Raw genomic sequence first — 23,054 nt, forward strand, 5'->3', positions numbered from 1 at the left:
GGCTCGGGGGTTGATCAGGATTCTAGCAAGGTCGAGGCCAATTCCCCCGGTTCCCGTCCGAAGGGCAGGAGCATGGGGACTTCGGACCAGGCCGGTGTCCGGGCGGCCCAGCGGGCCATGAAGGCCGCGCGGTCCTGGGCGAGGGGCCGGGCAGGATCCTGGCCGGCCCGGGCCCAGGCCCGCGCGGGGGTCTCGGCCAGCCAGAGCGGCTGGAAGCCCCGGTCCGCCACGACCTGCCGCGAGGCGGGGTCCTCCCAGGCGCCGCCACCCAGGGCGACGACGGCGGGGCGGTCCAGGAGGCGGGCGAGGGTGGTCCGCTCCAGGTGCCGGAAGGCGGCCTCGCCGGCTTCCGCGAAGAGGGCGGCGATGGGTTTTCCCGCCTCGGCCTCCACGGCGCCGTCCAGGTCGGCGAAGGGCAGGTCGAGCCGGCGGGCGAGGTCCCGCCCGAGGGTGGTCTTGCCCGCGCCGCTGCCGCCCACCAGGACCAGGCCCTGGCCGTGGCGGAAGGGGGGGCGGGCCTTCCAGCGGGCCCGCTGGACCGCCCAGCCGAGGGCGGCGGGGTCCGCGGCCCGGTGGAGGGCGCCCACCATGGCCAGGGACTCCGCCCCGGCCGCGAAGCAGGCCGGGGCGTCCGCCGCTTCCAGGCCGCCGATGGCGATGGGGGTCAGCCCCTGCCGGCGCAGGGCCGCGCAACCCGCCGCCAGGCCCCCGGGGCCGATGGGTGCGGCGTGGTCGCCCTTGGTCGCGGTGCCGCGGAAGGGGCCCACGCCCGCGTGGTCGCAGGCGGGATCCACGGCCTCCCACTCCGCGGGCCCGTGGGTGGAGGCGCCCAGGTGGCAGCCCGCCAGCCCCGGAAGCCGCCGGGCCTCCGCCGCCGGCAGGTCCCCCTGGCCCAGGTGGAGGCCCCAGGGAGCCAGGCCCTCCCGGGCCGCAAGGACGGCAAGATCGGCCCTGTCGTTCACGCAGATCCAGGGCCATCTGCCATTTGCGGCGGATTCCGCCAGGGCCTTGCGGAGCTCCTCCCACTGGGCCGAGGGTCCCAGGGGCTTGCCCCGGAACTGGACCAGGGGGAAGCCCGCCGCCCCGAGGCGCCGGATCTGCTCCGACAGGGGTTCGGGGCGCGTGGCATCGGTGATGGGGTAGAGCGGCGGCAGCTGGAGCATGGGTCCAGTCTAGGCGGCTTCCCCTTCCGCGAACTGCAACCGCACGAGCTTGGCGTAGACGCCGTCCTGGGCCAGGAGGCTGTCGTGGGTGCCGCGCTCCACCAGGGTGCCCTGGTCCATCACCCAGATCTCGTCGGCGTCGCGGATGGTGGAAAGGCGGTGGGCGATGGTGAAGGTGGTGAGGCGGTGGCTGACGCGCTCGATGACCGTCTGGATCTTCGACTCCGTCTCGGAGTCGATGTTGGCCGTGGCCTCGTCCAGCAGGAGGATGGCAGGCTCCTGGTAGAGCATCCGGGCGAAGGCGAGGAGCTGGCGCTCGCCGGCGCTGAGCTTCTGGCCCCGCTCGCCCACCTGGGTCTCCAGGCCCTGGGGCAGGCGGGACACCAGGTCCCGCAGCTGGCTCTGCTCCAGCACGGAGGCCAGCCGGGCCTCGTCGTGGGGGCGGTCCAGCAGGATGTTCTCCCGCAGGCTGCCGGAGAAGACGAAGACATCCTGGAGCACCAGCCCGAAGAGCCCGCGGAGGTCGCGGAGGCGCAGGTTCCGGGCATCCTCGCCGTCCACGGTGATCCGGCCCTGGTGGGGATCGTAGAAGCGCATGAGGAGGTTGATGAGCGTGCTCTTGCCGGCGCCCGTGTGGCCCACCACCGCCACCCGGCGGCCCCTGGGGATCACGCCGCTGAGGCCCCGCACCACCTGCCGTCCACCCGCGTCGTAGGCGAAGGTGACGTCCTCCAGGCGGATCTCCCGCTGGAAGGTCGGGGCCTTGGCCTCCGGCGCCTCGGGGATCTCCTCCCGGTTGTCAAGCAGGCGGAAGATGCGTTCGCTCGAGGCCAGGGCCGTCTGCATCACGTTGTAGCGCTCCGCCAGTTCCCGGATGGGCCGGAAGAACCGCGCGGACTGCTGGATGAAGGCGAAGAGGAGGCCCCAGGTGATGGCGCCGGCCTTGAGCTTGAAGCCCGCGTAGAAGATGAGGGCCGCCAGGGTGCCCGAAGTGATGAACTCCACCACGGGGAAGAACACGGCGTAGGCGAAGATGGTGCGGAGGAAGGCGTCGAGGTAGTCCTGGTTCAGCCGCTTGAATTCCCCCTCGCTGCGGGCCTCCTGGGCGTTCACCTGGACCAGCCCCATGCCGGAGATCTGCTCCTGGAGGTAGGCGTTGATGGCGGCGTAGCGCCGCTGGGTCTCCCGGAAGGCCTCGCCGGCCCGCCGCCGGAAGATCTCCGTGGCCGCCAGCAGGAAGGGCAGGATGCCCAGGGCGACGAGGGCCATGCTGGCGTTCGTCCAGAACATCCATCCGACGATGGCCAGGAGGGACATGGCGTCGCCCACGATGGCCACGAAGCCCGAGGCGAACATCTCGTTCAGGTTCTGCACGTCGCTGGTGACGCGGGTCATCAGCCGGCCCACGGGGTTGCGGTGGAAGAAGTGGGTGCTGCGGCCCATGAGGTGGGTGAAGAGCTGGACCCGCAGGTCCACCATGGCCTTCTGGCCCACCCAGGCCAGCAGGTAGTAGCGCAGGAAGCTGACGATGAAGCCGCCCACCAGCACGCCGACGAAGCCTGCCAGCAGCGGGGCGGCGCCGCGCAGGCTGCCGTGGTCCATGAAGCGGTTGATGAGCCGGAGGGTGAGTTCCGAGGGCATCACCTCCAGGAAGGCGCCGGTGGCCATGAGCAGGAGCAGGGCGGCCAGGGCCGGCCAGTAGGGCCGGATGTAGCCCGCCAGCCGCCAGAGCAGCGCATGGCGCAGGGGGCGCTCGTCCACCTGGTCCGGCTGGAAGAAGGCTTCCTGTTCCGACATGAGGCCATTCTCCCACAGGCCCGGCCCTGGCGGTCCCCTCGGGACGGATCCGCCCCGCGCCGGTAAAGTACAGGCAGGCAAGGAGTGGCCATGCGCCCATGGAAGTCCCTGGTGTTCATCCCCGCGCTGGCGGCGCTCCTGGCGGGCCAGACGCCCGCGGACGCCCCCGCCCGGGTGGAGGCCCGGCTCCGCAGGGACGTCACGTTCCTCGCCTCGCCTGAGTTGAAGGGACGCGGGAACGGCTACCCGGAGCTGGAACAGGCGGCGGCCCGCGTCGCCGGCGAACTCCGGGCCCTGGGCCTCCGGACCACCCTCCAGCGCTTCCCCTTCCTGGCCCGCGTGACGCGGAGGCAGGCCAGCGCCCAGCTCGCCCGGGGCGAGGATGTCTTCAGCCTGGCCTGGGGGAAGGACATCGAGGCCTACGGCTTCAGCGCGGACGGGGCGTTCCGCAACAAGCCGCTTGCCTTCGTGGGCTTCGGCCTCCAGGTGCCGGGCGGCTACGACGACCTGGCCGGCATCGACCTGAAGGACCACGTGGCGGTGATCGCCCGGACCGTGCCCGATCTTCCGGCCTTCGCCCACCTGGGCCGGGGCGACCGCAGCCTCGTCACGCGGATCAAGCGGCTGGAAGCCGCCCATGCGGAGGCGGTGGTGGTGCTGGAGGACGGCCCCCTGCATCCGCCCCAGCGCGAGGAGGGCCCGGCCCGGCTGGACCTGCCCGTGCTGGCGATGACGCCGGCGGCCCTGGCGCCGGCCTGCGAGGATCTCGCCGCCCGCCTCCAGAAGCTCCGGGAGACCGGCCAGCCCCAGAGCCGGGACTACATCTACGCGCCCTGGAGCACGCTCTCCCTGGACCTGAAGCTGCGGCGCATCGAGGCGAAGGTGCCGAACGTGGTGGCCGTCCTCCCGGGCCGGGATCCCAAGCTGCGCGGCGAGTACATCGCCGTCGGCGCCCACCTGGACCACCTCGGGCTCGGGGAGCGCCACAGCCTGGGCGGCGCGGCGGCGCGGGGAGAGGTGCACCCCGGCGCCGACGACAACGCCTCCGGGACCGCCATGGTCCTCGAGCTGGCCCGGGAGCTGAAGCGGGCCCGGCCCCGCCGCTCGATCCTGCTCATGGCCTACGGCGGGGAGGAGGAGGGCCTGCTGGGCTCCCAGTACTGGGTGCAGCACCCGACGCAGCCTCTGGCTTCCGTGAAGTTCATGGTCAACTTCGACATGGTGGGCCGGCTGGATCCCAAGGCCCCGCGCCTGATGATGGGCGGGCTCGGCGCGCCGAAGGCCGCCGTGGAGGCCGCGGAGAAGCTGGCGCCGAAGGCCTTCGCCATCACCGCTGACATCGGCGCCGCCGTGGGCGGCTCCGACCACATGAGCTTCGCCCAGGCGAAGATCCCCACCTTCTTCTTCTTCACCGGTCTCCATGGGGACTACCACCGGCCATCGGACACGGCGGACCGCATCGACTTCGCGGGCATGGCCGAGCTGGCCGCCTACGGACGGGCGGTGGTCCTCCAGCTCGCGGACGGGACGACGGTGCCGGCCTTCGACCCCGAGACGGCGAAGCTCCCCTCGAAGGGGAACGGCGGGCCCATGCGCATCGCCTTCGGATCCATCCCGGACTATGCGGACAACGCGAAGGGCTTCCGGATCAACGGCGTCTCGAAGGGGTCCACGGCGGAAGCCATCGGGCTCCAGGCCGGCGACGTCCTCACGCGGTTCGGGGATCGGCCCATCAAGGACATCTACGATTTCATGGGTGCCCTGGGCGCCTACAAGCCGGGCGACAAGGCTGTCATCCAGTGGCTCCGAGGGGACCGGCCCATGCAGGCCGAGGCCACCCTCCGGGGGAGGGACTGACATGCGGCTGGCCACCCCCTCCGGATTCGCCACCGAGGTCTTCATCCAGGAGGCCCCGGATGCCGCCCTCCTGCCCGAGGGACCCTGGACCCTGGTGGGCGACGAGCAGCTGCGGGACGCCTGGCGCGAGGCCGACATGCCCGAGCCGTCCCATGCCCTGTGGGTGCCGGTGAGCGAGGAGGAGAAGAAGCTCCGCACGGTGATCCCCTGGCTTGAGCACTGGGCCCGCGCGCCCCTCCACCGCGAGGCCACGGTGGTGGCCCTGGGCGGCGGCGTGCTGACGGACCTGGCCGGCCTGGCTGCGGCGATCTACCTTCGGGGCGTCTCCTGGCAGGCCTGGCCCACCACCCTGCTCGCCATGGCGGACGCGGGACTTGGCGGCAAGACCGGCGCCGACCTGGCCGCGGGCAAGAACCTGGTGGGGGCCTTCCACCCCCCCCGCCGCCTGGTGGCCTGCACCGGCTTCCTGTCCGGCCTGCCGCCGCGCCACCTGGAGAACGGGCGCTGGGAGCTGGTGAAGACGGCGCTGATCCAGGGCGAGATGGCCTGGGCCACGGAGATGCTGCAGGAGGGCCCCGTCAAGCAGGCCTGGGTGGAGCGGGCGTTGGCGTTCAAGGCGGGGGTGGTCCATCGCGATCCCCGGGAATCCGGGGAGCGGCGGCTGCTGAACCTGGGCCACACCCTCGGCCACGCGCTGGAGGCGGCCTCGGGCTACCAGCTGCTCCACGGCGAGGCGGTGGGCCTGGGGCTGCTGGCCTCCTGCCTCATGGTGGAGGACCTGGACCTGAAGCCGTTCCCCCCTGAATTCCTGGACCTGCTGGCCCAGCGCCTGGCGCCCCTCGCGCCGAAGGTGGCCCCGTGGTCCGAGTGCCTGCCGCTCCTCCATCGGGACAAGAAGGCCCGGGCGGCGGCCCACAGCACCGAGGAACACCCCGTCACCGAGATCCACTGCATCCTTCCCAGGGCCACGGGACCCGCCATCCAGCGGATCCTGCCCCCCGAGGCATGGGCCGGTCCCCATGCCCGACTGATCCAGCTCCTAGCCCGTGAGGCCACCCGTGCGTGATTCCCGAATCCTGATCCTGGCGGGCCTCCTCCTGCCGCCCCTCCTGGCCGCTCCGCCCCTCCCGACCGCGCCGCCTCAGGTGGACGTCCGCGCCCTCATGCTCGAGGCGCGGGCCCTCCAGCTCCGGGGCGGCGGCACGGATCCCGAAGGCGCCGTGGCCATCTACCGCCGCGTGGTGGCCCTGGTGCCGAAGAGCGCCGAGGCCCACCTGCGCCTCTCCGAGGCCCTGCAGGAGACCCGGGACCTGGACGGGGCCCTGGCCCCGGCGCAGAAGGCGGTGGCACTGGCACCCCAGAACGGGGAGGCCCGCGCCCACCTCGCCCTGCTCCAGGTGCAGCGGGCCCAGAAGGACAATGCCCTGCTGCCGGAGGCCCGGAAGGACCTGGAGGAGGCCGCGGCGCTGCTGCCGCAGGATCCCGAACTCTGGGGGCGGCTGGGAGAGGTCTCCGAGCAGCTCCATGACGATGCCGCTGCCCTGCGGGCCTGGCTCCGCCTCGGCCGACTGCGCCCCTCCTTCACGCCGGCCTGGGAGCGCGCCTACATCCAGGCCGTGGCGACCCAGAACTACCCGGGAAAACGGGAGGCGGTGCTGGCGCTCAATGCCCATCACCCGGACGAACGCCAGCTCCGCATGCTGGAGGACCTGGCCCGGGAGCAGATCCAGGCCGGCTTCCTGGCCCACGCCGAGGAGAGCTTCCTCCTCCTCGCCCGGCACCTTCCCCGGGAACCCGCCCTCTGGGAGAACATCTCGCTCGTGCGGCTGCAGACCTCGCGCTTCACCGAGGCCCTGGACAGCCTGGGGCGCGCGGAGGCGCTGAAACCCAGCCCGCGCATCAGCTTCAACATCGCCATGGCCCTCATGAACCTGGGCCGCTTCCCGGAAGCCGAGACCCGGCTGAAGGCGCTGGTGGAGGATCCCGCAGACCAGGGGGCCGTCTCGGACGGGGCGCAGGCCCTCTACGCCGAGTCCCTCCTGCTGCAGGGAAAGGGCGCCGAGCTGCTGGCCTACGTGAAGCGCCAGCCCCCCCGCGACAAGGTGGCCGGGGAGATGCAGGTGTTCATCTGCCAGGCTCACGTCAGCCGCAACGACTGGAAGGCGGCCCTGGCCGCCCTCCAGGACGGCATCCGCCGGTTCCCCAAGGTGGCCTTCTTCGCCCAGGCGGCCACCTTGCCCTCCAAGTACCTCGAGTATTCCTTCTTCTCCAGGAAGGAGGCGCGCTCGGCCCTGGAGCAGCTCCACCAGGAGGGCATGGCCGCCCTCTGGTCGGAATTCCGGCGCTGGGACAAGTGCCTGCAGGCCCTCCAGCAGGCCCGGGCCCTCGGTCCGGTGCGCAACGTCGACATCCTCCTCATGCAGAGCACCGCCTTCGAGCAGCTGGATCGTCCCCAGGAGGCCCTGAAGGTCCTGCGGGAGGCCCAGGCCATGGAACCCGCCAACCCCATGGTGCAGAACAACCTGGGCTACCTGCTGCTGGAGCAGGACCGGGACCTGCCCGAGGCCGCCTCCCTCATCGAGGCCAGCGCCAAGGCCACCCCCGACAACGGGAACGTGGTGGACAGTCTGGGCTGGGCCCAGTTCAAGCTCGGCCGGGTGGCCGAAGCCGAGGCGACCCTGCGCCGGGCCACCTCCCTGAGCCCCTTCAGCCCCGAGGTCCGCAAGCACCTGGGCGAGGTGCTCCTGAAGCAGGGGAAGCTGGAGGAGGCCGCCGAGCAGTGGGAGCGGGCCCTGGCCTTCGTCTTCCCTGATCGCCCGGCCCTGGAGAAGCGGCTGGGCGACCTCCGGCTGCGCATCGCCAAGGAGCAGGCCCGGAAGGTGGCCGAACCGGCGCCCACGGCCGCTTCCGAGGACGACGAGGAGGCCCCGTGATCCCGCTCTTCCAGACCGTTCCCGCCCAGACCGCCCCCGCGGCCCCGGTGGCGCCCGTGCGGGCCCAGTACGGCTGGGGCTACGAGGGCCCGGAGGGCGAGGGCACCGGCACCCTCAGCGTGCTGGTGGACGCCGCCACCGGGAAGCTGGTCCTCGAGCTGCATGGCCTCGGCGAGCGGCTCCTCCTGCTGGAGGGCGACCGCGCCACGGGCTACCGGGTGCAGGTGCCCCGCCAGAAGCTGGACCAGCGTGCGCCCACCCTGGCGAGCCTCCCGCTGCCCTTCCTGCCCGAGGTGGCCAGTCCCGAGGCCCTGCTGAAGCTCCTCCGCACCGGCGAAGGAGCCGGCGTCACCGTGCAGAAGCGGGACGCCGAGGGCCCCGTGAAGCTCCACTGGCAGGGCGAGGATCCCAAGGGCCGCACCGAACAGGTGTGGCTGGACCGGAAGCGCTGGGAGGGGCCGAAATAGCGCCTACTTCCCGCCCGGGGCGGCGGGACGGCCGGCGGCGATCCAGGCGTTGAGCTCGGCATCCCCCAGGTGCCGGGCCGCCGCTTCCAGCTGGCCCGTCACCACGGGCTTCTCCTCCCCCCAGAAGATGGCCCAGTAGGCGAAGCCCCGCTGCTTTCCACGGGGGCCCTCCGGCGAGGTGCGGTCCGCGGCGCGGTCATCCGCAAGGAGCCTGGGCACCAGGGCGTGGGAGGCCGCGAGCCAGGCCCAGGGACGGTCGAGGAGGTCCGGATCGACCGACGCCGGGGCGGCCTTCAGGTCGGCCTCCTGGACGAAGCGCTCCACCAGGCCCGTCTCCCAGCGGCTGTGGACGCCCCGCTGGCCCGTGGCCTCGCCGTCGTGGTTGTCGGTGGTGTGCAGGGGCACGTGGATGTCGGCCACGTAGTGGGACAGGATCGCCGTGGCGAAGGCCACCTTCTCCGGGTCGCCGGACCTGAAGGCGGCGACGAGGTCGCGCCAGCGGTCCTGGATGATCCAGGGCACCACGCCGTTCCGGTAGAAGTCCCCGCCCAGCTTCGCCTGGGCCGCCGCCTCGTCCCGGGGGATGCCCGCGGGGCCGCCGTAGGCCTCGCAATCGAGGAAGTGCCGGGGCCCCTCCTTGCGGTCCTGCCGCCAGTGGTCGGGATCCGAGGCATGATCCCGCAGGAAGTCCTCCCGGCCCCGGTACCAGGCGCGGACGTCGGGCGGGAGGGTGGTCAGGGAGAGGCTGACCACGGCCCGGTGGCCCTTGTCCCCCCAGGCCAGCAGGGGGAGGGTCACGAGCAGCAGCGGAAGCAGGCGGGTCTTCAAGCGGCTACCGGGGGATGGTCCCGGTCCGCTCCCAGCGGGTGCGGGTGAAGAAGTGGCGGGCGGCGTCCACGAAATCCGAGAGGACATCCATGGGGCCGTTGGGCACGCGCCCGTTGTCGTCGTCGGAATCCCCCTCGCGGAAGCTCCACCACACGATGAAGGGCCGGCCGCGCAGGTGGTCCATGGGCAGGAAGCCCCAGTAGCGGCTGTCGAGGCTGTTGTCCCGGTTGTCGCCCATGGCGAAGAGGTGGCCGGGCGGCACGGTGACGGGGCCCAGGTTGTCCTTGAAGCCCTCCTGGATGAGGCTGTCGATGCCCTGGCGGTCCATGGACAGTTCCTCGGGGTCCGTGTGCCGCCACACCCCCGTGGGCTGTTCGGCCTCCCCGGCGTACCGGGTGAGGGGCCAGGGGCCGGGCGTGGGACCGTCGGGGCTGCGCCCGAACTGGTATTCCCAGGGGCCCGTGACCAGCCTGCCGTTCACGTAGAGCCGCTTGTTGCGCATCTCCACGGTGTCGCCGGGCAGGGCCACGCAGCGCTTCACATAGTCCTGGTCGCGGTCGAGGGGATAGCGGAACACGATGATGTCGCCGCGCTCCACGGAGCGCATGGGGAAGAGCCGCTCCTCCCAGGCCCACTGGGGGCGGGCGAAGATGAACTTGTTGGCCAGCAGGTGGTCCCCGATCATCAGCGTGTTCCGCATGGAGGCGGAGGGGATCTTGAACTGCTGGCCCACGTAGGTCTTGAAGAACAGGATCAGGACCATGGCGAAGCACACCACTTCCAGGTTGTCCCGGAGGGAGCCCTTGGCGGCGCCGGGGGGAAGGGTGGCTTCGGTCGTCTCGTCGGCCATGGAGGCTCCGGTGGGGCGCTAGGGGCGCCCGGAGATGGGGAGGTCGGTGAAGCCGCGGCCCACGAGCCGGTTGACGGGGATCCATTCGCCCCCGCGGAGCTCTGTGGATTCCACCTCGCCGAGATCGGGCAGGTAGAGGGTCCGGCGCAGGGGGCCGCGCGCGGGGCGGGCCTCCACCCACACGCCGACCCGCGAGGAGGTGGCGGGCAGCAGGGCCGCGCCGTCCCAGGTCCCGCGTCCCACCACCTGGTAGGCGGTGCCGTGGTCCTCCCAGGCCTGGGTGCGGGGGAAGCCCTCGGGCAGGAGCTGGGCCAGGGACTTGCCGTCGGGGCCCACCAGGGCGATGCCGCCCGCGTGGTGGTGCAGCACCAGGGTCAGGGAGCCCTGGTAGCTCGTGTAGTCCAGGCGGACCGTGCCGTCGCCGTCCGTCGGGAAGGACGCACGGCCCACGCGCAGCTGCAGGCGCTGCTGGGTCCGCTGCGGCTCGGGCACGGAGGGATCCTCGTAGGCGAGGGTCAGGCCCTCCTCCCAGGGACCGTAGCGCACGGGGCCGCGGGGCTGGGGCTGGCAGGCGGCTAGGAGGACCAGGGCCGCGGCGGGAAGCACCCGGCGCATCACCGGGGACCCTTGCTGAACTTGGCCATCAGGTCCGCGAGGGACGCGCCCGTGGCCGGGGTGGCCGGGGCCTCGCGCCGGGGCTGGGCGGGCCGGGCCTCGCGCTCCGGGCGGGGCGGGCGCTCGGTCTGGGGGCGCGGGGGGCGGGGACCTTCGGGGCGGGGAGGCCGGGGCCCCCCAGCCTGCGGGGGACGCGGGCCCTCGGGCCGCGCGCCCTGGGGTCCGCCGGGTCGCGGCGGGCGGGTTCCTTCGGGCCTCGGCGGACGGGCACCCTCGGGACGGGCCTGGGGACGGCGGTGGTGGGACCCCTGCTGGGGCCGTACGGCGCCCTCGGGAGCCGGAAGGAGGGCCTTGATCGAGAGGGCGATGCGCTTGGCGGCCAGATCCACGCCCAGCACCTTCACCTTCACGGCCTGGCCCACGCTGAGGGCGTCGGCGGGGTTCTTCACGTACCGGTGGGCGATCTCGGAGAGGTGCACCAGGCCGTCCTGGTGCACGCCCACATCCACGAAGGCCCCGAAGTCGGTGACGTTCGTGACGATGCCCTGGAGCTCCATGCCCACTTCCAGGTCGTCGGGCTTGTTGACGCCCTCGCGGAACTGCACGGCCTCGAAGCGCTGGCGGGGGTCGCGGCCCGGCTTCTTCAGCTCGGCCAGGATGTCCCGGACGGTCTCCACGCCGAACCGCTCGTCCACGAAGAGCTTGGGATCCAGGCCGTCCAGGGCGGCATCGTTGCCGATGAGCTCGGGGATGGTCTTGCCCGTGAGCTGGCAGATGCGCTGCACCACGGGGTAGCTCTCGGGGTGCACCGCCGACGCGTCGAGGGGGTCCTCGCCGCCCTGGATCCGGAGGAAGCCCGCGGCCTGCTCGAAGGCCTTGGCGCCGAAGCGGCTCACTTCGAGCAGCTGCTCCCGGCGCCGGAAAGCGCCGTGCTCGAAGCGGTGGGCCACGATGTTCTTGGCCAGCCCCTCGCCGATGCCCGCCACGTAGGCCAGCAGCTTATAGGAGGCGCTGTTCAGGTCCACGCCCACGCGGTTCACGCAGCTCTCCACCACGTCGTCCAGGCCCTTCTTCAGGGCGGTCTGGTTCACGTCGTGCTGGTACTGGCCCACGCCGATGCTCTTGGGGTCCACCTTCACCAGCTCAGCCAGGGGGTCCTGGAAGCGCCGCGCGATGCTCACCGCGCCCCGCACGGTGACGTCGTGCTCGGGGAACTCCTCGCGGGCGATGTCGCTGGCGGAGTACACCGAGGCGCCGGCCTCGCTCACGCTCACGCAGATGATGTGGTTCCGGCCCGTCTCCCGCAGCCACTCGCGGATGAAGGCCTCCACCTCGCGCCCGCCCGTCCCGTTTCCGATGGCGATGGCTTCCACCGGATTCTCCGAGCAGAGCTTCTCCAGCAGGGCGCGGCTGCCCTCCAGATCCCGCTTGGGCTCCAGGGGGTAGATGACCTCGTTCTGGATGAGCTGGCCCAGGCGGTTGATGACCACCAGCTTGCAGCCCGTGCGGATGCCGGGGTCCACGCCCAGGGTGCAGCGCTGGCCCGCGGGGGGCGCCAGGAGGAGATGGTCGAGGTTGGTCTGGAACACCTTGATGGCCTCGGTGTCGGCCTTCTTCTTGGCCTCGTAGCGCACCTCGGATTCGATGGTGGGGGCCAGCAGGCGGTCGAAGGCATCGCCCGCCACCTCGTGCAGGAAGCGCCGGTAGCCGCTGGCGGCCTCGATGGCGATGCGGGCCACCAGGTGGGTGACGAACTTCTCCCGGTCCACCGCCAGCTTGACGGTGAGGATCTCCTCCTTCTCGCCGCGGCGGAGGGCCAGCAGGCGGTGGCTGGGGATCTTGCGGATGGGCTCGGAGAAGTCGAAGTAGGGCTTGAAGCGCAGGGCGGCCTGGTCCGCCTTCCGCTCCTCGCGGATCACGGAATGGAGCACGCCCTGCTCATGGAACTCGTGGCGGAGCCAGGCGCGGATCTCCGCATCCTCCGCCAGGCGCTCGGCGAGGATGTGGCCGGCCCCCTCGACGCACTCCGAGGGCGTCCGCAGGCCCTCCTCGTCCTTCAGGAAGGGCTCGGCCAGCAGCAGCGGGTCGGCGCCGGTGGCGTCGGCGAGCAGGGCCTCGAGCAGGGGCTCCAGGCCACGCTCCCGGGCCACGGTGGCCTTGGTGCGCTTCTTGGGCTTGAAGGGCAGGTAGAGGTCTTCCAGCTCGGCCTTGACCCAGGTGGCCTCGATCTTCGTCTGCAGCTCGGGCGTCAGCTTGCCCTGCTCCTGGATGGACTTGAGCACGGTCTTCCGGCGCTCGAGCAGGTCCTTGTAGTAGGTGTGGCGGTCCTCGACCGCCCGGATGGCCACTTCATCGAGAGAGCCGGTCCGTTCCTTCCGGTAGCGGGCGATGAAGGGGACCGTGTTCCCTTCCTCCAGGAGGGCCACGATGGCGGCGACGCCGGCGCGGGGGAGCTTCAGCTCCTTGGCCATGAGGTCCAGCACTTGATCCACACCTGCTCCTTGCGATCCCCGGGAAGAGGAACTGCGATGATACCAAGGAGCCGCGGATCCGGCTCCCCGCGTGAATCAGGGGTCCAGGACCACCTTCCGCCGCGTGCCGGCTGGCGGCCGTTCGAGGTCCCGCAGCGATTTCTTCCAGAAGGCGCCGTCGAGGCCCGTTCCGATGACCACGCCCACGCAGGCCACCGCCGTGCCGTCCGCCTGGAGGGGCAGGGGGGAGACTTCCAGCCGCCCGTCCGCGAGCTGGAAGGCCCAGCGGTCGCTGCCGTCGTTCCGGGGCGCCCAGCCGGCGAAGGCGCAGACACCCTTCGCGCGCAGGAGCTCGCCCTGGGGAGGCGGCGCGAGGAAGAGGGCCTCCAGCGCCGCGGGATCCAGCGGGTGGTCCCAGTGGACGGTGATGGACCGGGCCTCCGCGAAGCTCGCCCCGGCGCTCGGGGTCCAGCCCTCCGGCACCGGGCGCAGGTCGCCGCGCCAGGGATCCGGGGCGCCTTCCGGCGGGACGCCGTGGCGGCTGTGGACCAGGGGGATCTCCCTGAAGGTGGCGCGCAGCTCGCTTTCCCAGGCCACGGCGGCGGCGGGATCGAGGTCTGCCTTGCTGAGGTAGATGAGGCTCGCCAGGGCCGCCTGACGGTGCAGCAGGGGCCGGGTCCGCAGGTGGTCCACGGGCCCCAGGCAGGAGAGCACGGTCAGGAGGCCCGCGAGGCGCAGGCGGCCCTCCAGTGCGGGTTCCCGCTCCAGGTCCACCAGGTCCGTGGGGTCGGCCAGGCCGGTGGTCTCCAGCACCACCCGGTGGGGCCGTATCTCCTCCGGCTGGTCGCACCAGGCCCGCAGGGTGGCGATCACGTCGTCGCGCAGGCTGCAGCACACGCAACCGTTGACGAGGTTCTCCACCCCCGCCAGCTCCGGGCGCTCGGCGCCCACCAGGCTGCCATCCACGCTCACGGCGCCGAATTCGTTGATGAGCACGGCCACCCGGTGGCCCGCCGCGACTTCGACCTTCAGCAGGCGGTTCACGGCCGTGGTCTTCCCGGCCCCCAGGGGCCCGGTGACGATGAGGACTTCGATCGGGGATGGGTGGGGCGCGGCGGGCGACATCCCTCCATGATGCCGCCGCCGGGCGAATTGTGAGAGCGTGGAGGCGTGGATGTCCTCGACCTGAGCTACCTCGGCGCCGTCTCCCTGGCGGGGGCCCTGGCGCGCGCCTGCGCCCGCGGCGTGCCCGCGGGCTGGCGGGTGCGCCTGGGGGCCGAGGCGCCCGACCTGCCCGCGGGGGCCTGGGTCTGGGTGCATGCCGTGAGCGTGGGGGAGCTGCTGCTGGCGGACGGGCTGGTGGCCCGCCTGCGGGACCGGGGGCATCGGATCCACCTCACCACGGGCACGCCCGCGGGCCTGGAGCTGCTGTCCCGGCGCCTGGGGGCCTGGGATGCGGGCACGGGCCGGGTGAGCGGGGGGGCCTTCCCCCTGGATGATCCCGAGGGCCTGGAGCCCTTCCTGGCCCGGGCGCCCGGCGCCTTCGTGGCCCTGGAGACGGAGCTGTGGCCCAACCTGCTGAGGGCCCTGGAAGCGCGGGGCATCCCGAGGTGCGTGGTGAACGGGCGGCTCACCCCGAAGTCGCTGGGGCGGGGCGGGCCCTGGCTGCGTCGGGCGGCTTCGCGCCTCAGCCTGGTGGCCGCGAGGGACGACGCCAGCGCCGAGGCCTTCCGTCGCCTCGGGGCGCGCAACGTCGCCCTGGGCGGCAACCTCAAGGCGGATCTGCCGCCGCCGACTCCCCTGCACGGGGGTTGGGCCCACCTCCGCGCCGCCTGGGCCGCCTTCCCCGTCCTCGTCGCGGGCAACACGCTCGAGGGCGAGGAGGCGCTCGTGCTCGGGGCCTGGGGGGCGGCCCGAGCGGTGTTCCCCGGGCTCCGGCTCATCCTGGCGCCGCGCCAGCCCCGCCGCTTCGAGCGGGTGGCGGAGTCCTTCGCCGCGCAGGAGGTGCGGTTCCGGCGTGCCTCGGCGCCCTGGCCTTGCACTGCGGCGGATTGGGCCGACGTGGACGTGCTCCTTCTCGACACGCTGGGCGAGCTGCCGGCGGCCTACGCCGAAGGCACGGTGGCCCTGGTGGCGGGAGGGTGGCGCGCGGAGGGCGGGCACAATCCCCTGGAGCCGGTCAGGGCGGGCGTTCCCGTGATCCTCGGTCCGGGCTTCGCCAATTTCGACGACCTGGTGCCGCCCCTGCGGGCCGAGGGCCGGGTGCGGGTGGCGGAGGAGGCGGACCTGTCCGCCGCCCTCTGCGACCTCCTCGCAACCGCAGCCCTGCGCCCTCCGGCCGGGGGCGTGGTGCTGCCCGGATCCCTGACGGGGGCCCTCGAACGCACCCTCGACCTCCTGGAACCCCTGCTGCCCCGTTAGAATCCCGGGACGCCCCCCTGGAGCCGCCATGACCCGCAGAGGCACCCACATCCTGCTGATCGACGACGACGAAGCGGTCCTGGACATGGTCGAGTCGGCCCTCGGCCACTACGGCATGACGGTCCACAGCTGTTCCGAAGGCGAGCAGGCCCTGGCGCGGCTGGTGACGCCCGGGGCGCCCCAGTTCGACCTGGTCGTCACCGACATCAACATGGAGGGGATGGACGGCTTCGAGGTCATCCGGAAGGTGAAGGCCATCGCCCCCCACCTGCCCGTGGTGCTGATGACCGGCCAGGCCTCCGTGGACTACGCCATCCGGGCCATGCGCATGGGGGCGTCGAACCTGTTCATGAAGCCGCTGGCCATGCGCGACCTGGTGCAGAGCGTGTTCCACCTGGTCGACCTCCACCGGGACTTCCGCCTGGCGGAGGATGGCCTGCGGGGCCTGGTGAACGAGCGGCGCCACTTCCTGTTCCGGTCGGACGAACTGGATGTGCCCAGCCTCATCCGGCATCTGACCGACCGGCTGGTGCCCATGGGCTTCGCCTCCCCGGCCAACATCGACGTCATCGCCATGGCCATCCACGAGGCCCTTGCCAACGCCCTGGAGCACGGGAACCTGGAGCTGGACTCCAGCCTGAAGGGGGACCTGTTCGTGGCGGAGGATCCCTACACGAAGCTGCGCGAGGCCCGCATGGCCGATCCCCGCTTCGCGGAGCGTCTCATCGAAGTCCGCCTCGCCCTGGATACGGAGCGTTTCGAACTGGAGATCTCCGACGAGGGCCCGGGATTCGACACCAGCCGCCTCACCCTGCCGCCCCCCGGCTCGGACCTGGCGCCCCACTTCGGCCGGGGTCTGCCCCTCATCCAGCTCGTCATGGACGAGGTGCACTTCAACGAGAAGGGCAACCAGGTCCGGATGGTGCTCAGGCGCAAATAGAAACGGAGGAAGCGCCGGGCGGGCCCGGCGCTTCCTCCGTCTGCGGCCGTTCAGCGCCGGATCAGAGCGCGCTCTCGATGAAGGCCTTGAGCTGCGGCTTGGGCTGGCCGCCGATCATCTTGTTCACGGGCTTGCCATCCTTGAAGACGATCAGGGTGGGGATGCTCATGATGCCGAACTGGCCGGCCACCTGGGGGTTCTCGTCCACATTGATCTTGACGATCTTGGCCTTGCCCTGGAGCTCGCCGGCGAGCTCGTCGAGCACGGGGGCGATCATGCGGCAGGGTCCGCACCAGGGGGCCCAGAAGTCCACGAGGGTGACGCCCTGCGAGACGGTCTGGGGGAAGTCGGCGTCGGTGATGTGGGCGACGAGGTCGGACATGGTGACTCCTTTCGGGTTCAGGGTACGGGGATGGGGCCGTCGGGATTGGCGCCACCCCACTGGGCGATGGTGAAGATGCTCATGTAGCGCTCGTTGGTCTCGCGAAGCCGCTGCGCGAGCACTTCGCAGAGGGCGTAGAGGATCTTGAGGGCCATCTGGTGGTGGACTTCGATGAGGGACCGGAGGTCCTTCAGGGGGATGAAGAACAGCTCGGTGGGCTCGTTGGCGATGGCGTCCGCGGCCCGGGCGGCCATGTCGATGAGGGCCATCTCGCCGAAATAGGCCGGCGGGTCCAGGACGGCCAGGGCCTCCTCGCCCGTGACGCTGCGCTTGGAGATGCGGACGGATCCCCGTACCACGATGAACAGCCCGTCCCCGGCATCGCCCTCCCGGAAGATCACCTGGCCGGCGCCGAAGGTCTGGACCTGCCCGATGATCAGGATCTGGGCACGCTCCGCCTCGTCCAGGTTCCTGAACAGGGGGGACTGGGTCAGGAAAAGGGTGTCGATCAACGTCGTTCCGTGGGGGAGGCCGCGGGCTGTTCCAGGGGAACATGGGCGCAGATGTCGAGGCCGAAGCCCCGGAGGCCAATGTACTTGGTTTCATGACGGCTGAGGAGGCGCATTTTTCCAACCCCCAGCTGCCGGAGGATCTGCGCGCCCACGCCGAAATCGCGGTCGCTCATGGCCTGGGGCTGCGCGGCCTCCTGGGCCTCCCCGAGCACACCCTGGGTCCGGGCGTGCCGGCGCAGGTAGACCAGGACGCCCCGCCCCTCCTGGGCCAGCGCGCCCATGGCCCTCTGGAAGAGGCCCGAATCGAACCCATGGAGGTCCTCCGGCAGGGTCTCCAGGTGGACGCGCACCAGGGGAGGCTCGCCGGCCGCCAGGTCGCCCAGCACGAACGCCAAGTGGGTGCCGCCGTCCAGGAGGCTCTGGAAGCGGTGGACCCGCAGGTCGCCCCAGGAGGTGGCCAGGGGCCGGACCTCCAGCTCCTTCACCAGGGGCTCCTGGCGGAGCCGGTAGGCCACCAGGTCGGCCACGGTCACGAGGAGGAGGCCGTGCTTCCGGCAGAAGGGCACCAGATCGGGGATCCGGGCCATGGTGCCGTCGTCCTTCATGATCTCGCAGATGACGCCGCTGGGATGGAGGCCGGCGAGGCGGGCCAGGTCCACGCTGGCCTCGGTCTGGCCGGTGCGGGCCAGGACGCCGCCGGGGCGCGCCCGGAGGGGGAAGACGTGGCCCGGTTTCACGAAGTGCTGGGGCCGGGACTCGGGATCGATGAGGGCCTGGATGGTGCGGGACCGGTCCTGGGCGCTGATGCCCGTGGTGGTGCCCTCCCGGGCCTCCACGCTCACGCAGAAGGCCGTCTCGAAGGGGCTGGTGTTCTCGCGCACCATGAGGGGGATCTGGAGGCGGTCCAGCAGGGACCCCTCCAGGGCCGCGCAGATGAGGCCCCGCCCGTGGGTGGCCATGAAGGCGATGGCCTCGGGACTGACGTGCTCGGCGGCGAGGGTGAGGTCCCCCTCGTTCTCGCGATCCTCGTCATCCACCACGACCACCATCCGGCCCTGCCGGATGGCCTCGATGGCATCCTCGATGGGGGCGAAGGGGGAATCGGGTCGGCGGTCCATAGGCCCCCCAGGATGGCCGAGGCGCCGCCGCGGGGGAAGGGCGCACTCCGTGGTAGGATACGCAAATCCATATAGGCCGCCCAATTTCCGAGAGGAATTGCCCATGTCCCAGGGTGTGATTCAAGGCTCCATGCGCGAGGCTCCGCTGCCGGACATCATCCAGCTCGTGAGCCAGGGCGGGAAGTCGGGCTGCTTCCATGTCCAGCAGGACGCCTCGAAGGCCAGGATCTACCTGAAGGACGGGCGCATCATCCACGCCATCACCAACAACGGCGAGGGCTTCGACGCCCTCATGGAGGTGGCCCTCTGGCTGGAGGGCAGCTACCGCTTCGAGGAGGGGCCCCAGGAGGTCCCCGCCACCATCACCAAGCCCAATGCCTCCATCCTCATGGAGCTGGGACGGCGGATGGACGAGTGGCGCGTCATCAGCCAGAAGGTGCCCTCCGTGGAGCTCTATCCCCAGTCCACGCTGCTGCCCGGCGAGACGCCGCAGGGCGTGAACCCGCGCGAGGCACGGCTGCTGAACCTGGCCACGGGCTACTACAGCGTGGCGGAGCTGGCCGAGGTCACCCAGAAGCCCGTGCTCACCGTGGCCAAGGACCTCTACGGCCTGGTGATGGCCGGCCACATCCATCTGAAGGGCATCCGGTCCGGCAAGGCTCCCAAGCTGGAAGCCGCGCCCGCGGCGGCTCCGGCCTCGACCCCCGCCCCGGCCCCGGCCTCCGCGATCGACCTGGTGCCCATCTCCGAGCGCCTGGGCCTGGGCCCGGTCGTCCCCGAATCCCGGGAGGAGGAGACGGCCATCGTCAGGCTGCAGGCGCCTCCGCCCCTGCCCACCTTCCCGATCCAGGGCTTCCCCGAGGCCGAGGAGTCCCTCCCGGTGACCGTGGGAGGGGGGGTGGCCTCCGACGCCCCGCCCGTGGCCCCCCCCAAGCCCGCGGCCTCCGCGGACGACCCCGTGCGCATGGCCAAGCTGACGGCCTTCACCCAGCGCATCGCCCAGGCCGCCAAGACGGTGCTGCCCGAGGCGCACCACGAAATGGTGAACCGGCTGCAGGCCCGTTCCACCCAGCAGATCATCGGCGGCGAGGGGCCCGAAGCCGTGAAGGGCCTGGCCCTGGCCATCTCCCGCGGGGCGGTGGACGCCGGCTGTGATGCGGAACTTGTGCGGACCCTCAACGCACAATTGAAAGCCCTGTTCACCAAGTAGGCGGTCCGAATGCATGTCCGAATCCTGCGCGGCCTCGCGGCCTGCGCGCTGCTGCTCCTCCCCATCGCCTGCAAGGATGCCGTCACCTCCGGCAGCACCTCGGGGGTGGCCCTCTACGCCTTCGATTCCACCAGCAGCACCGTGATGGCCTGGAACGACCTGGAGGCGCTGTACTCCGCCACCTCGACGCCGGCCCCCGACCGCACGCTCACCTCCAGCCTCCTCAGCAAGGTGTCGAGCCTGGGGTGGGGCGGGCTCTGCCTCGACAGCCAGCGCGGCCTGCTCTACCTGGTGTCCGATTCAGGCACCATCGTCCGCATCAACCGCCTCCGCAGCCAGACCGGGGCGGTCCCAAGCACCGACATCACCTCCTTCACCCTCTCGACCACCGACCGGCTCACCAACGGGAAGTTCGGGCAGGCGAGCATCGACCCCCAGACCGACACCCTCTACATCACCGAGAACGGCGACAACGGCACCCGCATCTGGGTGGTGGCCAACGCCAGCACCCAGCTGCAGGACAACACCATCGCCCTTCAGGCCCTCCAGACCAGCGGCGACAGCGGCGGCACCGGCGTGGCCGCCGGATCGGGCACCGTGTACGCCTACTTCCAGGACGGCAATCCCGTGGGCCCGGATGTCCTCACGGGGCCTCGCCTGCGCAGCGGCGCCCAGGGCGGCTTCCCGGCCTCCAGCGTGATCGTCGGCAGCCTCACGGGCCTCGGGGAATACGGCAGCCTCGCCCTGGACACCGGGAACAGCTATCTCTACGTGGCCCGCCACAACACCGACAGCGGCAGCACCGCCGCGCCGGTGGAGGTCTTCCGCACCGGGCAGTTCGGCATGGCCTACAACCAGGCCCCCGCCTTCACCCTCGGCAGCGCCACGGCCCAGGCCGACCTCCGCGTCATCGCCCACCCCGGCACCAAGGACTGGCTCGTGGGCCTCCGCGGCCAGGGCACCACGGGCTACGCCACCCTCATCCTCTGGAAGTCGCCCCTCGGGGGCACAGATGCCAAGGTCCAGACCGTGAGCCCCTCGACCACCGTGTTCCGCGGCGTGGCCATGGACGGGAACGCCTCGTGACCCAGCTCCGGCTGCTCGGCCTGCTCCTCCAGGATGTCTGGAAGGACCTGTTCCGGCATCGCGGGCAGTATTTCCTGGCCGTGCTGACCCTGGCCTCGGGCCTGCTCCTGGCCGGGGGCGGCCTGCTCCTGGTGGAGAGCCTGGACCGCTTCGTCCAGCATCTCGAAGGCATGGCCAAGGTGGTCGTCTTCGCCGCGGACGGGCAGAACCTCCAGGAGGCGGAGGCCCGGCTCAAGGCGGATCCCCGCTTCACCGCCGTGCGCCGCGTCAGCGCCGAGGAGAACCGGAAGCGGTTCCAGTCCGCGACCCGCGAGGCCGGGATCCTGCTGGACGGCGCCGGGCCCGATGCCCTGCCGGAGAGCCTGGAGCTGACCCTCCGCCCCGACCTCACCGCCGCCCACCGGGCCACGGAAGTGGGCGAGAGCCTGCGGCAGATGCCCGGGGCGGGCGACGTGCTGGTGGACCAGGCCCGCCTGGAGCACCTCCAGCAGATGGCCCGCATGGCCCGCTCCGCCTTGGCCACGCTGGGATTGCTGCTCCTCCTGGCGGCGGGCTTCGCCACGGGGAACGTGATCCGCATGAGCATCATGGCCCGGGAGGAGGAGATCGCCATCATGCGGCTGGTGGGCGCCTCCGAGGGCTTCATCCGCACCCCCCTGGTCGTGGAGGGTGCCGCCCTCGGCCTGGCGGGGAGCCTCCTGGCCCTGGGCGGCCTCTTCGCCCTCTGGTGGCCCATGGCCCGGGGCCTGGGCGGCCTGTCGCCCCTCCTGGTGGACCTGGCCCGGCTGGGCTTCTTCTCCTTGCGCAGCATGGCGCTGCTGTCCACCGTGGGGGCCGCCACCGGGGCCCTGGGCGCCCTGTGGGCCTTCCTGTCCACCCGCCGGGCCCAGCGCGAGGCCGAGGCCGCCCTGGAGGGCGTGGGCTAGCCTTCAACCCCCGCGTCGCGGGCCAAGGCCTCCAGTTCCGCAGCGGTGAGCAGCCCGTCCGACGTGCCCCGCAGGGTGCAGGCGTGGCGGGCCGCGAGCTGGCCCCGCCGGATGGAGGCCTCCAGCGATCGCCCTTCCAGCACGTGGGCCGTCAGGAAGCCCACGGCCAGGGAATCCCCCGCGCCGTTGGTATCGACGACTGGCCGCTCCAGGATTTCCGGTGGGAACCGGCGGATGCCCGCCCGGGTTCCCAGGGCGCACCCCCTGGGACCGAGGCCGGCCACGACGATGCGGTCGGGGCGCCCCGCGAGGAAGGCCTCCATCAGGGGTTCCGGATCGGCGTGGTTGGCCGAGGAGAAGAACAGGATGTCGGCCTCGCGGATGTAGGGGGCGCGGTAGGGATCGGTCGGATCCACCACGTCCTGGAGGTCGCAGGCCAGGGTGAGCCCCAGGGTCCGGGCGACCGGCAGCAGGTCCCGGGTCCACGCCGCCAGGTTCACGTGGGCCAGGCGGGCCCCGGCCAGGACCGCGCGGCAGGCGGCCGGATCCGGATGGAGGCGGGCGTGGCCCTTCCCGTCGTAGAAGTTCCGCCGGCTGCCGTCCGGGGCCATCAGGTTCACGCTCCGCGCCGTGCCTTCGGGATCCAGGAACAGGGCCCGGAGGTCCACCCCGGCTGCGGCGAGGGTGTCGCGGCAGAGCCGTCCGGGCGCATCGTCGCCCACGTGGCCGATGAAGGCCGTGCGCCGCCCCAGGCGGGCATAGCCGAGGCTGGCGTAGCCGCCGGCCTGGCCGACGCAGTCCAGGTTCTCCGTGAAGGTGGTTTCCGCCGGGCCCGCAGGAACCTGCGGGGGCAGATAGACGTTCGTGTCGACGCCCAGGTTGCCGAGGACGACGACCTCGGCGGGGCTCATCCGCGCCACCGCCGGGCGTCCGGCTCGCTCAGGCCCAGCTGGTCGAGCACGCGGGTGGCGAAGGTGTCGAAGAGGTCATCGAGGGATTTCGGCCCGCTGTAGAAGCCCGGCATGATCGGCATGACCACCGCCCCGGCGTCGTGGACGCGCAGCATGTTCTCCAGGTGGATGCGGTTGAGCGGCGTCTCGCGCAGGCAGAGCACCAGGGGGCGGCGCTCCTTCAGGCAGACGTCCGCCGCGCGGCTGACCAGGGATTCGCTCACCCCGGCGGCGATGCGGCCCAGGGCGCCCGCGCTGCAGGGCACGAGGGCCATGCCGTCCTGGCGGAAGGAGCCCGAGGAGATGTCGGCGCCCAGGTCCCGCTCGTCGCGCAGGCCCACCTTGGGCAGGGTGGCCAGCTCCTTCGGGGTGAGACCGGTCTCATCCAGCAGGCAGCGCTTCCCGGTGGGGGAGAGTAGGAGGGCGACCTGCTCCACCTCCGGGTTCGCGCTGAGCCGCCGGAGCACGGCCACGCCGAAGGCCGAGCCCGAGGCGCCCGTGATGGCGAGGGTGACGCGCCGGCCCACG

Annotated in this window: 21 protein-coding genes; 9 read left to right on the top strand and 12 right to left on the bottom strand. The window is 72.0% G+C overall.

Translation table 11 applies throughout. The features are described from left to right. Nucleotides 1-14: 14 nt before the first annotated feature. Together QSJ33_RS00385 and QSJ33_RS00390 are read right to left on the bottom strand one after the other, a co-directional pair. Entirely contained in the window at nucleotides 15-1,163 is a 1,149-nt protein-coding gene (locus QSJ33_RS00385; protein WP_285722033.1) for a shikimate kinase, read from the bottom strand. Between the two features lie 9 nt (nucleotides 1,164-1,172). After that, nucleotides 1,173-2,960, bottom strand: a complete 1,788-nt coding sequence (locus tag QSJ33_RS00390; protein ID WP_285722034.1) for an ABC transporter ATP-binding protein — start codon at nucleotides 2,958-2,960, stop codon at nucleotides 1,173-1,175. A gap of 90 nt (nucleotides 2,961-3,050) precedes the next feature. On the opposite strand from QSJ33_RS00390, the gene QSJ33_RS00395 reads away from it, so the two are divergent. From QSJ33_RS00395 to QSJ33_RS00410, 4 genes are read left to right on the top strand one after another with little or no spacing between them, the layout of a single operon-like run. Next, nucleotides 3,051-4,817, top strand: coding sequence for a M20/M25/M40 family metallo-hydrolase (locus QSJ33_RS00395; protein WP_285722035.1), 1,767 nt, complete (start codon nucleotides 3,051-3,053; stop codon nucleotides 4,815-4,817). A gap of 1 nt (nucleotide 4,818) precedes the next feature. Next, nucleotides 4,819-5,883, top strand: coding sequence for a 3-dehydroquinate synthase (locus QSJ33_RS00400; protein ID WP_285722036.1), 1,065 nt, complete (start codon nucleotides 4,819-4,821; stop codon nucleotides 5,881-5,883). Further along, nucleotides 5,876-7,750, top strand: a complete 1,875-nt coding sequence (locus QSJ33_RS00405; protein ID WP_285722037.1) for a tetratricopeptide repeat protein — start codon at nucleotides 5,876-5,878, stop codon at nucleotides 7,748-7,750. Before QSJ33_RS00400 ends, QSJ33_RS00405 begins: the two co-directional genes overlap by 8 nt. Beyond that, the gene (locus QSJ33_RS00410; RefSeq protein WP_285722038.1) at nucleotides 7,747-8,217 is read left to right on the top strand and encodes a hypothetical protein; all 471 of its coding nucleotides are present in this window, start codon (nucleotides 7,747-7,749) and stop codon (nucleotides 8,215-8,217) included. The genes QSJ33_RS00405 and QSJ33_RS00410 overlap by 4 nt, the downstream gene beginning before the upstream one ends. Before the next feature lie 3 nt (nucleotides 8,218-8,220). Here the strand turns inward: QSJ33_RS00410 and QSJ33_RS00415 are convergent, their stop codons facing one another. From QSJ33_RS00415 to QSJ33_RS00435, 5 genes are all read right to left on the bottom strand, one after another. Next, nucleotides 8,221-9,045: a S1/P1 nuclease gene (locus tag QSJ33_RS00415; RefSeq protein ID WP_285722039.1), complete on the bottom strand. Its 825-nt coding sequence runs from the start codon at nucleotides 9,043-9,045 to the stop codon at nucleotides 8,221-8,223. A 4-nt stretch (nucleotides 9,046-9,049) separates the two neighbouring features. Further along, entirely contained in the window at nucleotides 9,050-9,895 is an 846-nt protein-coding gene (lepB, locus tag QSJ33_RS00420) for a signal peptidase I (RefSeq protein WP_285722041.1), read from the bottom strand. 18 nt (nucleotides 9,896-9,913) lie between these two features. Then, the gene (locus tag QSJ33_RS00425) at nucleotides 9,914-10,510 is read right to left on the bottom strand and encodes a hypothetical protein (RefSeq protein WP_285722042.1); all 597 of its coding nucleotides are present in this window, start codon (nucleotides 10,508-10,510) and stop codon (nucleotides 9,914-9,916) included. Continuing rightward, nucleotides 10,510-13,002, bottom strand: coding sequence for a Tex-like N-terminal domain-containing protein (locus QSJ33_RS00430; protein WP_285722044.1), 2,493 nt, complete (start codon nucleotides 13,000-13,002; stop codon nucleotides 10,510-10,512). Before QSJ33_RS00430 ends, QSJ33_RS00425 begins: the two co-directional genes overlap by 1 nt. A gap of 75 nt (nucleotides 13,003-13,077) precedes the next feature. Then, the gene (locus QSJ33_RS00435) at nucleotides 13,078-14,106 is read right to left on the bottom strand and encodes a CobW family GTP-binding protein (RefSeq protein WP_285722046.1); all 1,029 of its coding nucleotides are present in this window, start codon (nucleotides 14,104-14,106) and stop codon (nucleotides 13,078-13,080) included. Nucleotides 14,107-14,151: 45 nt separating this feature from the next. Here QSJ33_RS00435 and QSJ33_RS00440 point away from each other — a divergent pair, with 45 nt between their 5' ends. Both QSJ33_RS00440 and QSJ33_RS00445 read left to right on the top strand, forming a co-directional pair. Beyond that, complete coding sequence (locus QSJ33_RS00440; RefSeq protein WP_285722048.1) at nucleotides 14,152-15,402, top strand: 3-deoxy-D-manno-octulosonic acid transferase; 1,251 nt, start codon at nucleotides 14,152-14,154, stop codon at nucleotides 15,400-15,402. Between the two features lie 28 nt (nucleotides 15,403-15,430). After that, nucleotides 15,431-16,342 carry an ATP-binding response regulator gene (locus tag QSJ33_RS00445; protein ID WP_285722050.1) on the top strand — a complete coding sequence of 304 codons (912 nt, stop codon included), beginning with the start codon at nucleotides 15,431-15,433 and terminating at the stop codon, nucleotides 16,340-16,342. Nucleotides 16,343-16,403: 61 nt separating this feature from the next. Here the strand turns inward: QSJ33_RS00445 and trxA are convergent, their stop codons facing one another. From trxA to ribB, 3 genes are read right to left on the bottom strand one after another with little or no spacing between them, the layout of a single operon-like run. After that, nucleotides 16,404-16,724 (bottom strand): thioredoxin, encoded by a 321-nt coding sequence (gene trxA, locus QSJ33_RS00450; protein WP_285722051.1) that lies wholly within the window; start codon nucleotides 16,722-16,724, stop codon nucleotides 16,404-16,406. A gap of 17 nt (nucleotides 16,725-16,741) precedes the next feature. Continuing rightward, entirely contained in the window at nucleotides 16,742-17,236 is a 495-nt protein-coding gene (locus tag QSJ33_RS00455; protein ID WP_285722053.1) for a Crp/Fnr family transcriptional regulator, read from the bottom strand. Continuing rightward, a complete protein-coding gene (gene ribB, locus QSJ33_RS00460; protein WP_285722055.1) occupies nucleotides 17,233-18,354 on the bottom strand; it encodes a 3,4-dihydroxy-2-butanone-4-phosphate synthase in 1,122 nt (373 codons plus the stop codon). Before ribB ends, QSJ33_RS00455 begins: the two co-directional genes overlap by 4 nt. Nucleotides 18,355-18,457: 103 nt before the next feature. On the opposite strand from ribB, the gene QSJ33_RS00465 reads away from it, so the two are divergent. The 3 genes from QSJ33_RS00465 to QSJ33_RS00475 are packed head-to-tail and all read left to right on the top strand — an operon-like array spanning nucleotide 18,458 to nucleotide 21,576. Next, nucleotides 18,458-19,564, top strand: coding sequence for a DUF4388 domain-containing protein (locus QSJ33_RS00465; RefSeq protein ID WP_285722058.1), 1,107 nt, complete (start codon nucleotides 18,458-18,460; stop codon nucleotides 19,562-19,564). 9 nt (nucleotides 19,565-19,573) lie between these two features. After that, on the top strand, nucleotides 19,574-20,650 hold the full coding sequence (locus tag QSJ33_RS00470; RefSeq protein WP_285722059.1) for a hypothetical protein: 1,077 nt from the start codon (nucleotides 19,574-19,576) through the stop codon (nucleotides 20,648-20,650). Next, nucleotides 20,647-21,576: a cell division protein FtsX gene (locus tag QSJ33_RS00475; RefSeq protein WP_285722060.1), complete on the top strand. Its 930-nt coding sequence runs from the start codon at nucleotides 20,647-20,649 to the stop codon at nucleotides 21,574-21,576. Before QSJ33_RS00470 ends, QSJ33_RS00475 begins: the two co-directional genes overlap by 4 nt. On the opposite strand, the gene QSJ33_RS00480 is transcribed toward QSJ33_RS00475, so the two are convergent. Further along, the gene (locus QSJ33_RS00480; RefSeq protein ID WP_285722062.1) at nucleotides 21,573-22,487 is read right to left on the bottom strand and encodes a carbohydrate kinase family protein; all 915 of its coding nucleotides are present in this window, start codon (nucleotides 22,485-22,487) and stop codon (nucleotides 21,573-21,575) included. The two genes, QSJ33_RS00475 and QSJ33_RS00480, sit on opposite strands and share 4 nt — an antisense overlap. Then, nucleotides 22,484-23,053, bottom strand: a complete 570-nt coding sequence (locus tag QSJ33_RS00485; RefSeq protein ID WP_285722063.1) for a UbiX family flavin prenyltransferase — start codon at nucleotides 23,051-23,053, stop codon at nucleotides 22,484-22,486. Before QSJ33_RS00485 ends, QSJ33_RS00480 begins: the two co-directional genes overlap by 4 nt. Nucleotide 23,054 lies beyond the last annotated feature (1 nt).

Origin of the sequence: Geothrix rubra (assembly GCF_030268065.1) — a bacterium.
GTDB lineage: Bacteria > Acidobacteriota > Holophagae > Holophagales > Holophagaceae > Geothrix > Geothrix rubra.

Coding starts and splice junctions, on each gene's coding strand:
- QSJ33_RS00385 (WP_285722033.1), bottom strand. CDS start 1,163: ATGCTCCAGCTGCCGCCGCTCTACCCCATCACCGATGCCACGCGCCCC.
- QSJ33_RS00390 (WP_285722034.1), bottom strand. CDS start 2,960: ATGTCGGAACAGGAAGCCTTCTTCCAGCCGGACCAGGTGGACGAGCGC.
- QSJ33_RS00395 (WP_285722035.1), top strand. CDS start 3,051: ATGCGCCCATGGAAGTCCCTGGTGTTCATCCCCGCGCTGGCGGCGCTC.
- QSJ33_RS00400 (WP_285722036.1), top strand. CDS start 4,819: ATGCGGCTGGCCACCCCCTCCGGATTCGCCACCGAGGTCTTCATCCAG.
- lepB (WP_285722041.1), bottom strand. CDS start 9,895: ATGGCCGACGAGACGACCGAAGCCACCCTTCCCCCCGGCGCCGCCAAG.
- QSJ33_RS00425 (WP_285722042.1), bottom strand. CDS start 10,510: ATGCGCCGGGTGCTTCCCGCCGCGGCCCTGGTCCTCCTAGCCGCCTGC.
- QSJ33_RS00435 (WP_285722046.1), bottom strand. CDS start 14,106: ATGTCGCCCGCCGCGCCCCACCCATCCCCGATCGAAGTCCTCATCGTC.
- QSJ33_RS00445 (WP_285722050.1), top strand. CDS start 15,431: ATGACCCGCAGAGGCACCCACATCCTGCTGATCGACGACGACGAAGCG.
- trxA (WP_285722051.1), bottom strand. CDS start 16,724: ATGTCCGACCTCGTCGCCCACATCACCGACGCCGACTTCCCCCAGACC.
- ribB (WP_285722055.1), bottom strand. CDS start 18,354: ATGGACCGCCGACCCGATTCCCCCTTCGCCCCCATCGAGGATGCCATC.
- QSJ33_RS00465 (WP_285722058.1), top strand. CDS start 18,458: ATGTCCCAGGGTGTGATTCAAGGCTCCATGCGCGAGGCTCCGCTGCCG.
- QSJ33_RS00470 (WP_285722059.1), top strand. CDS start 19,574: ATGCATGTCCGAATCCTGCGCGGCCTCGCGGCCTGCGCGCTGCTGCTC.
- QSJ33_RS00480 (WP_285722062.1), bottom strand. CDS start 22,487: ATGAGCCCCGCCGAGGTCGTCGTCCTCGGCAACCTGGGCGTCGACACG.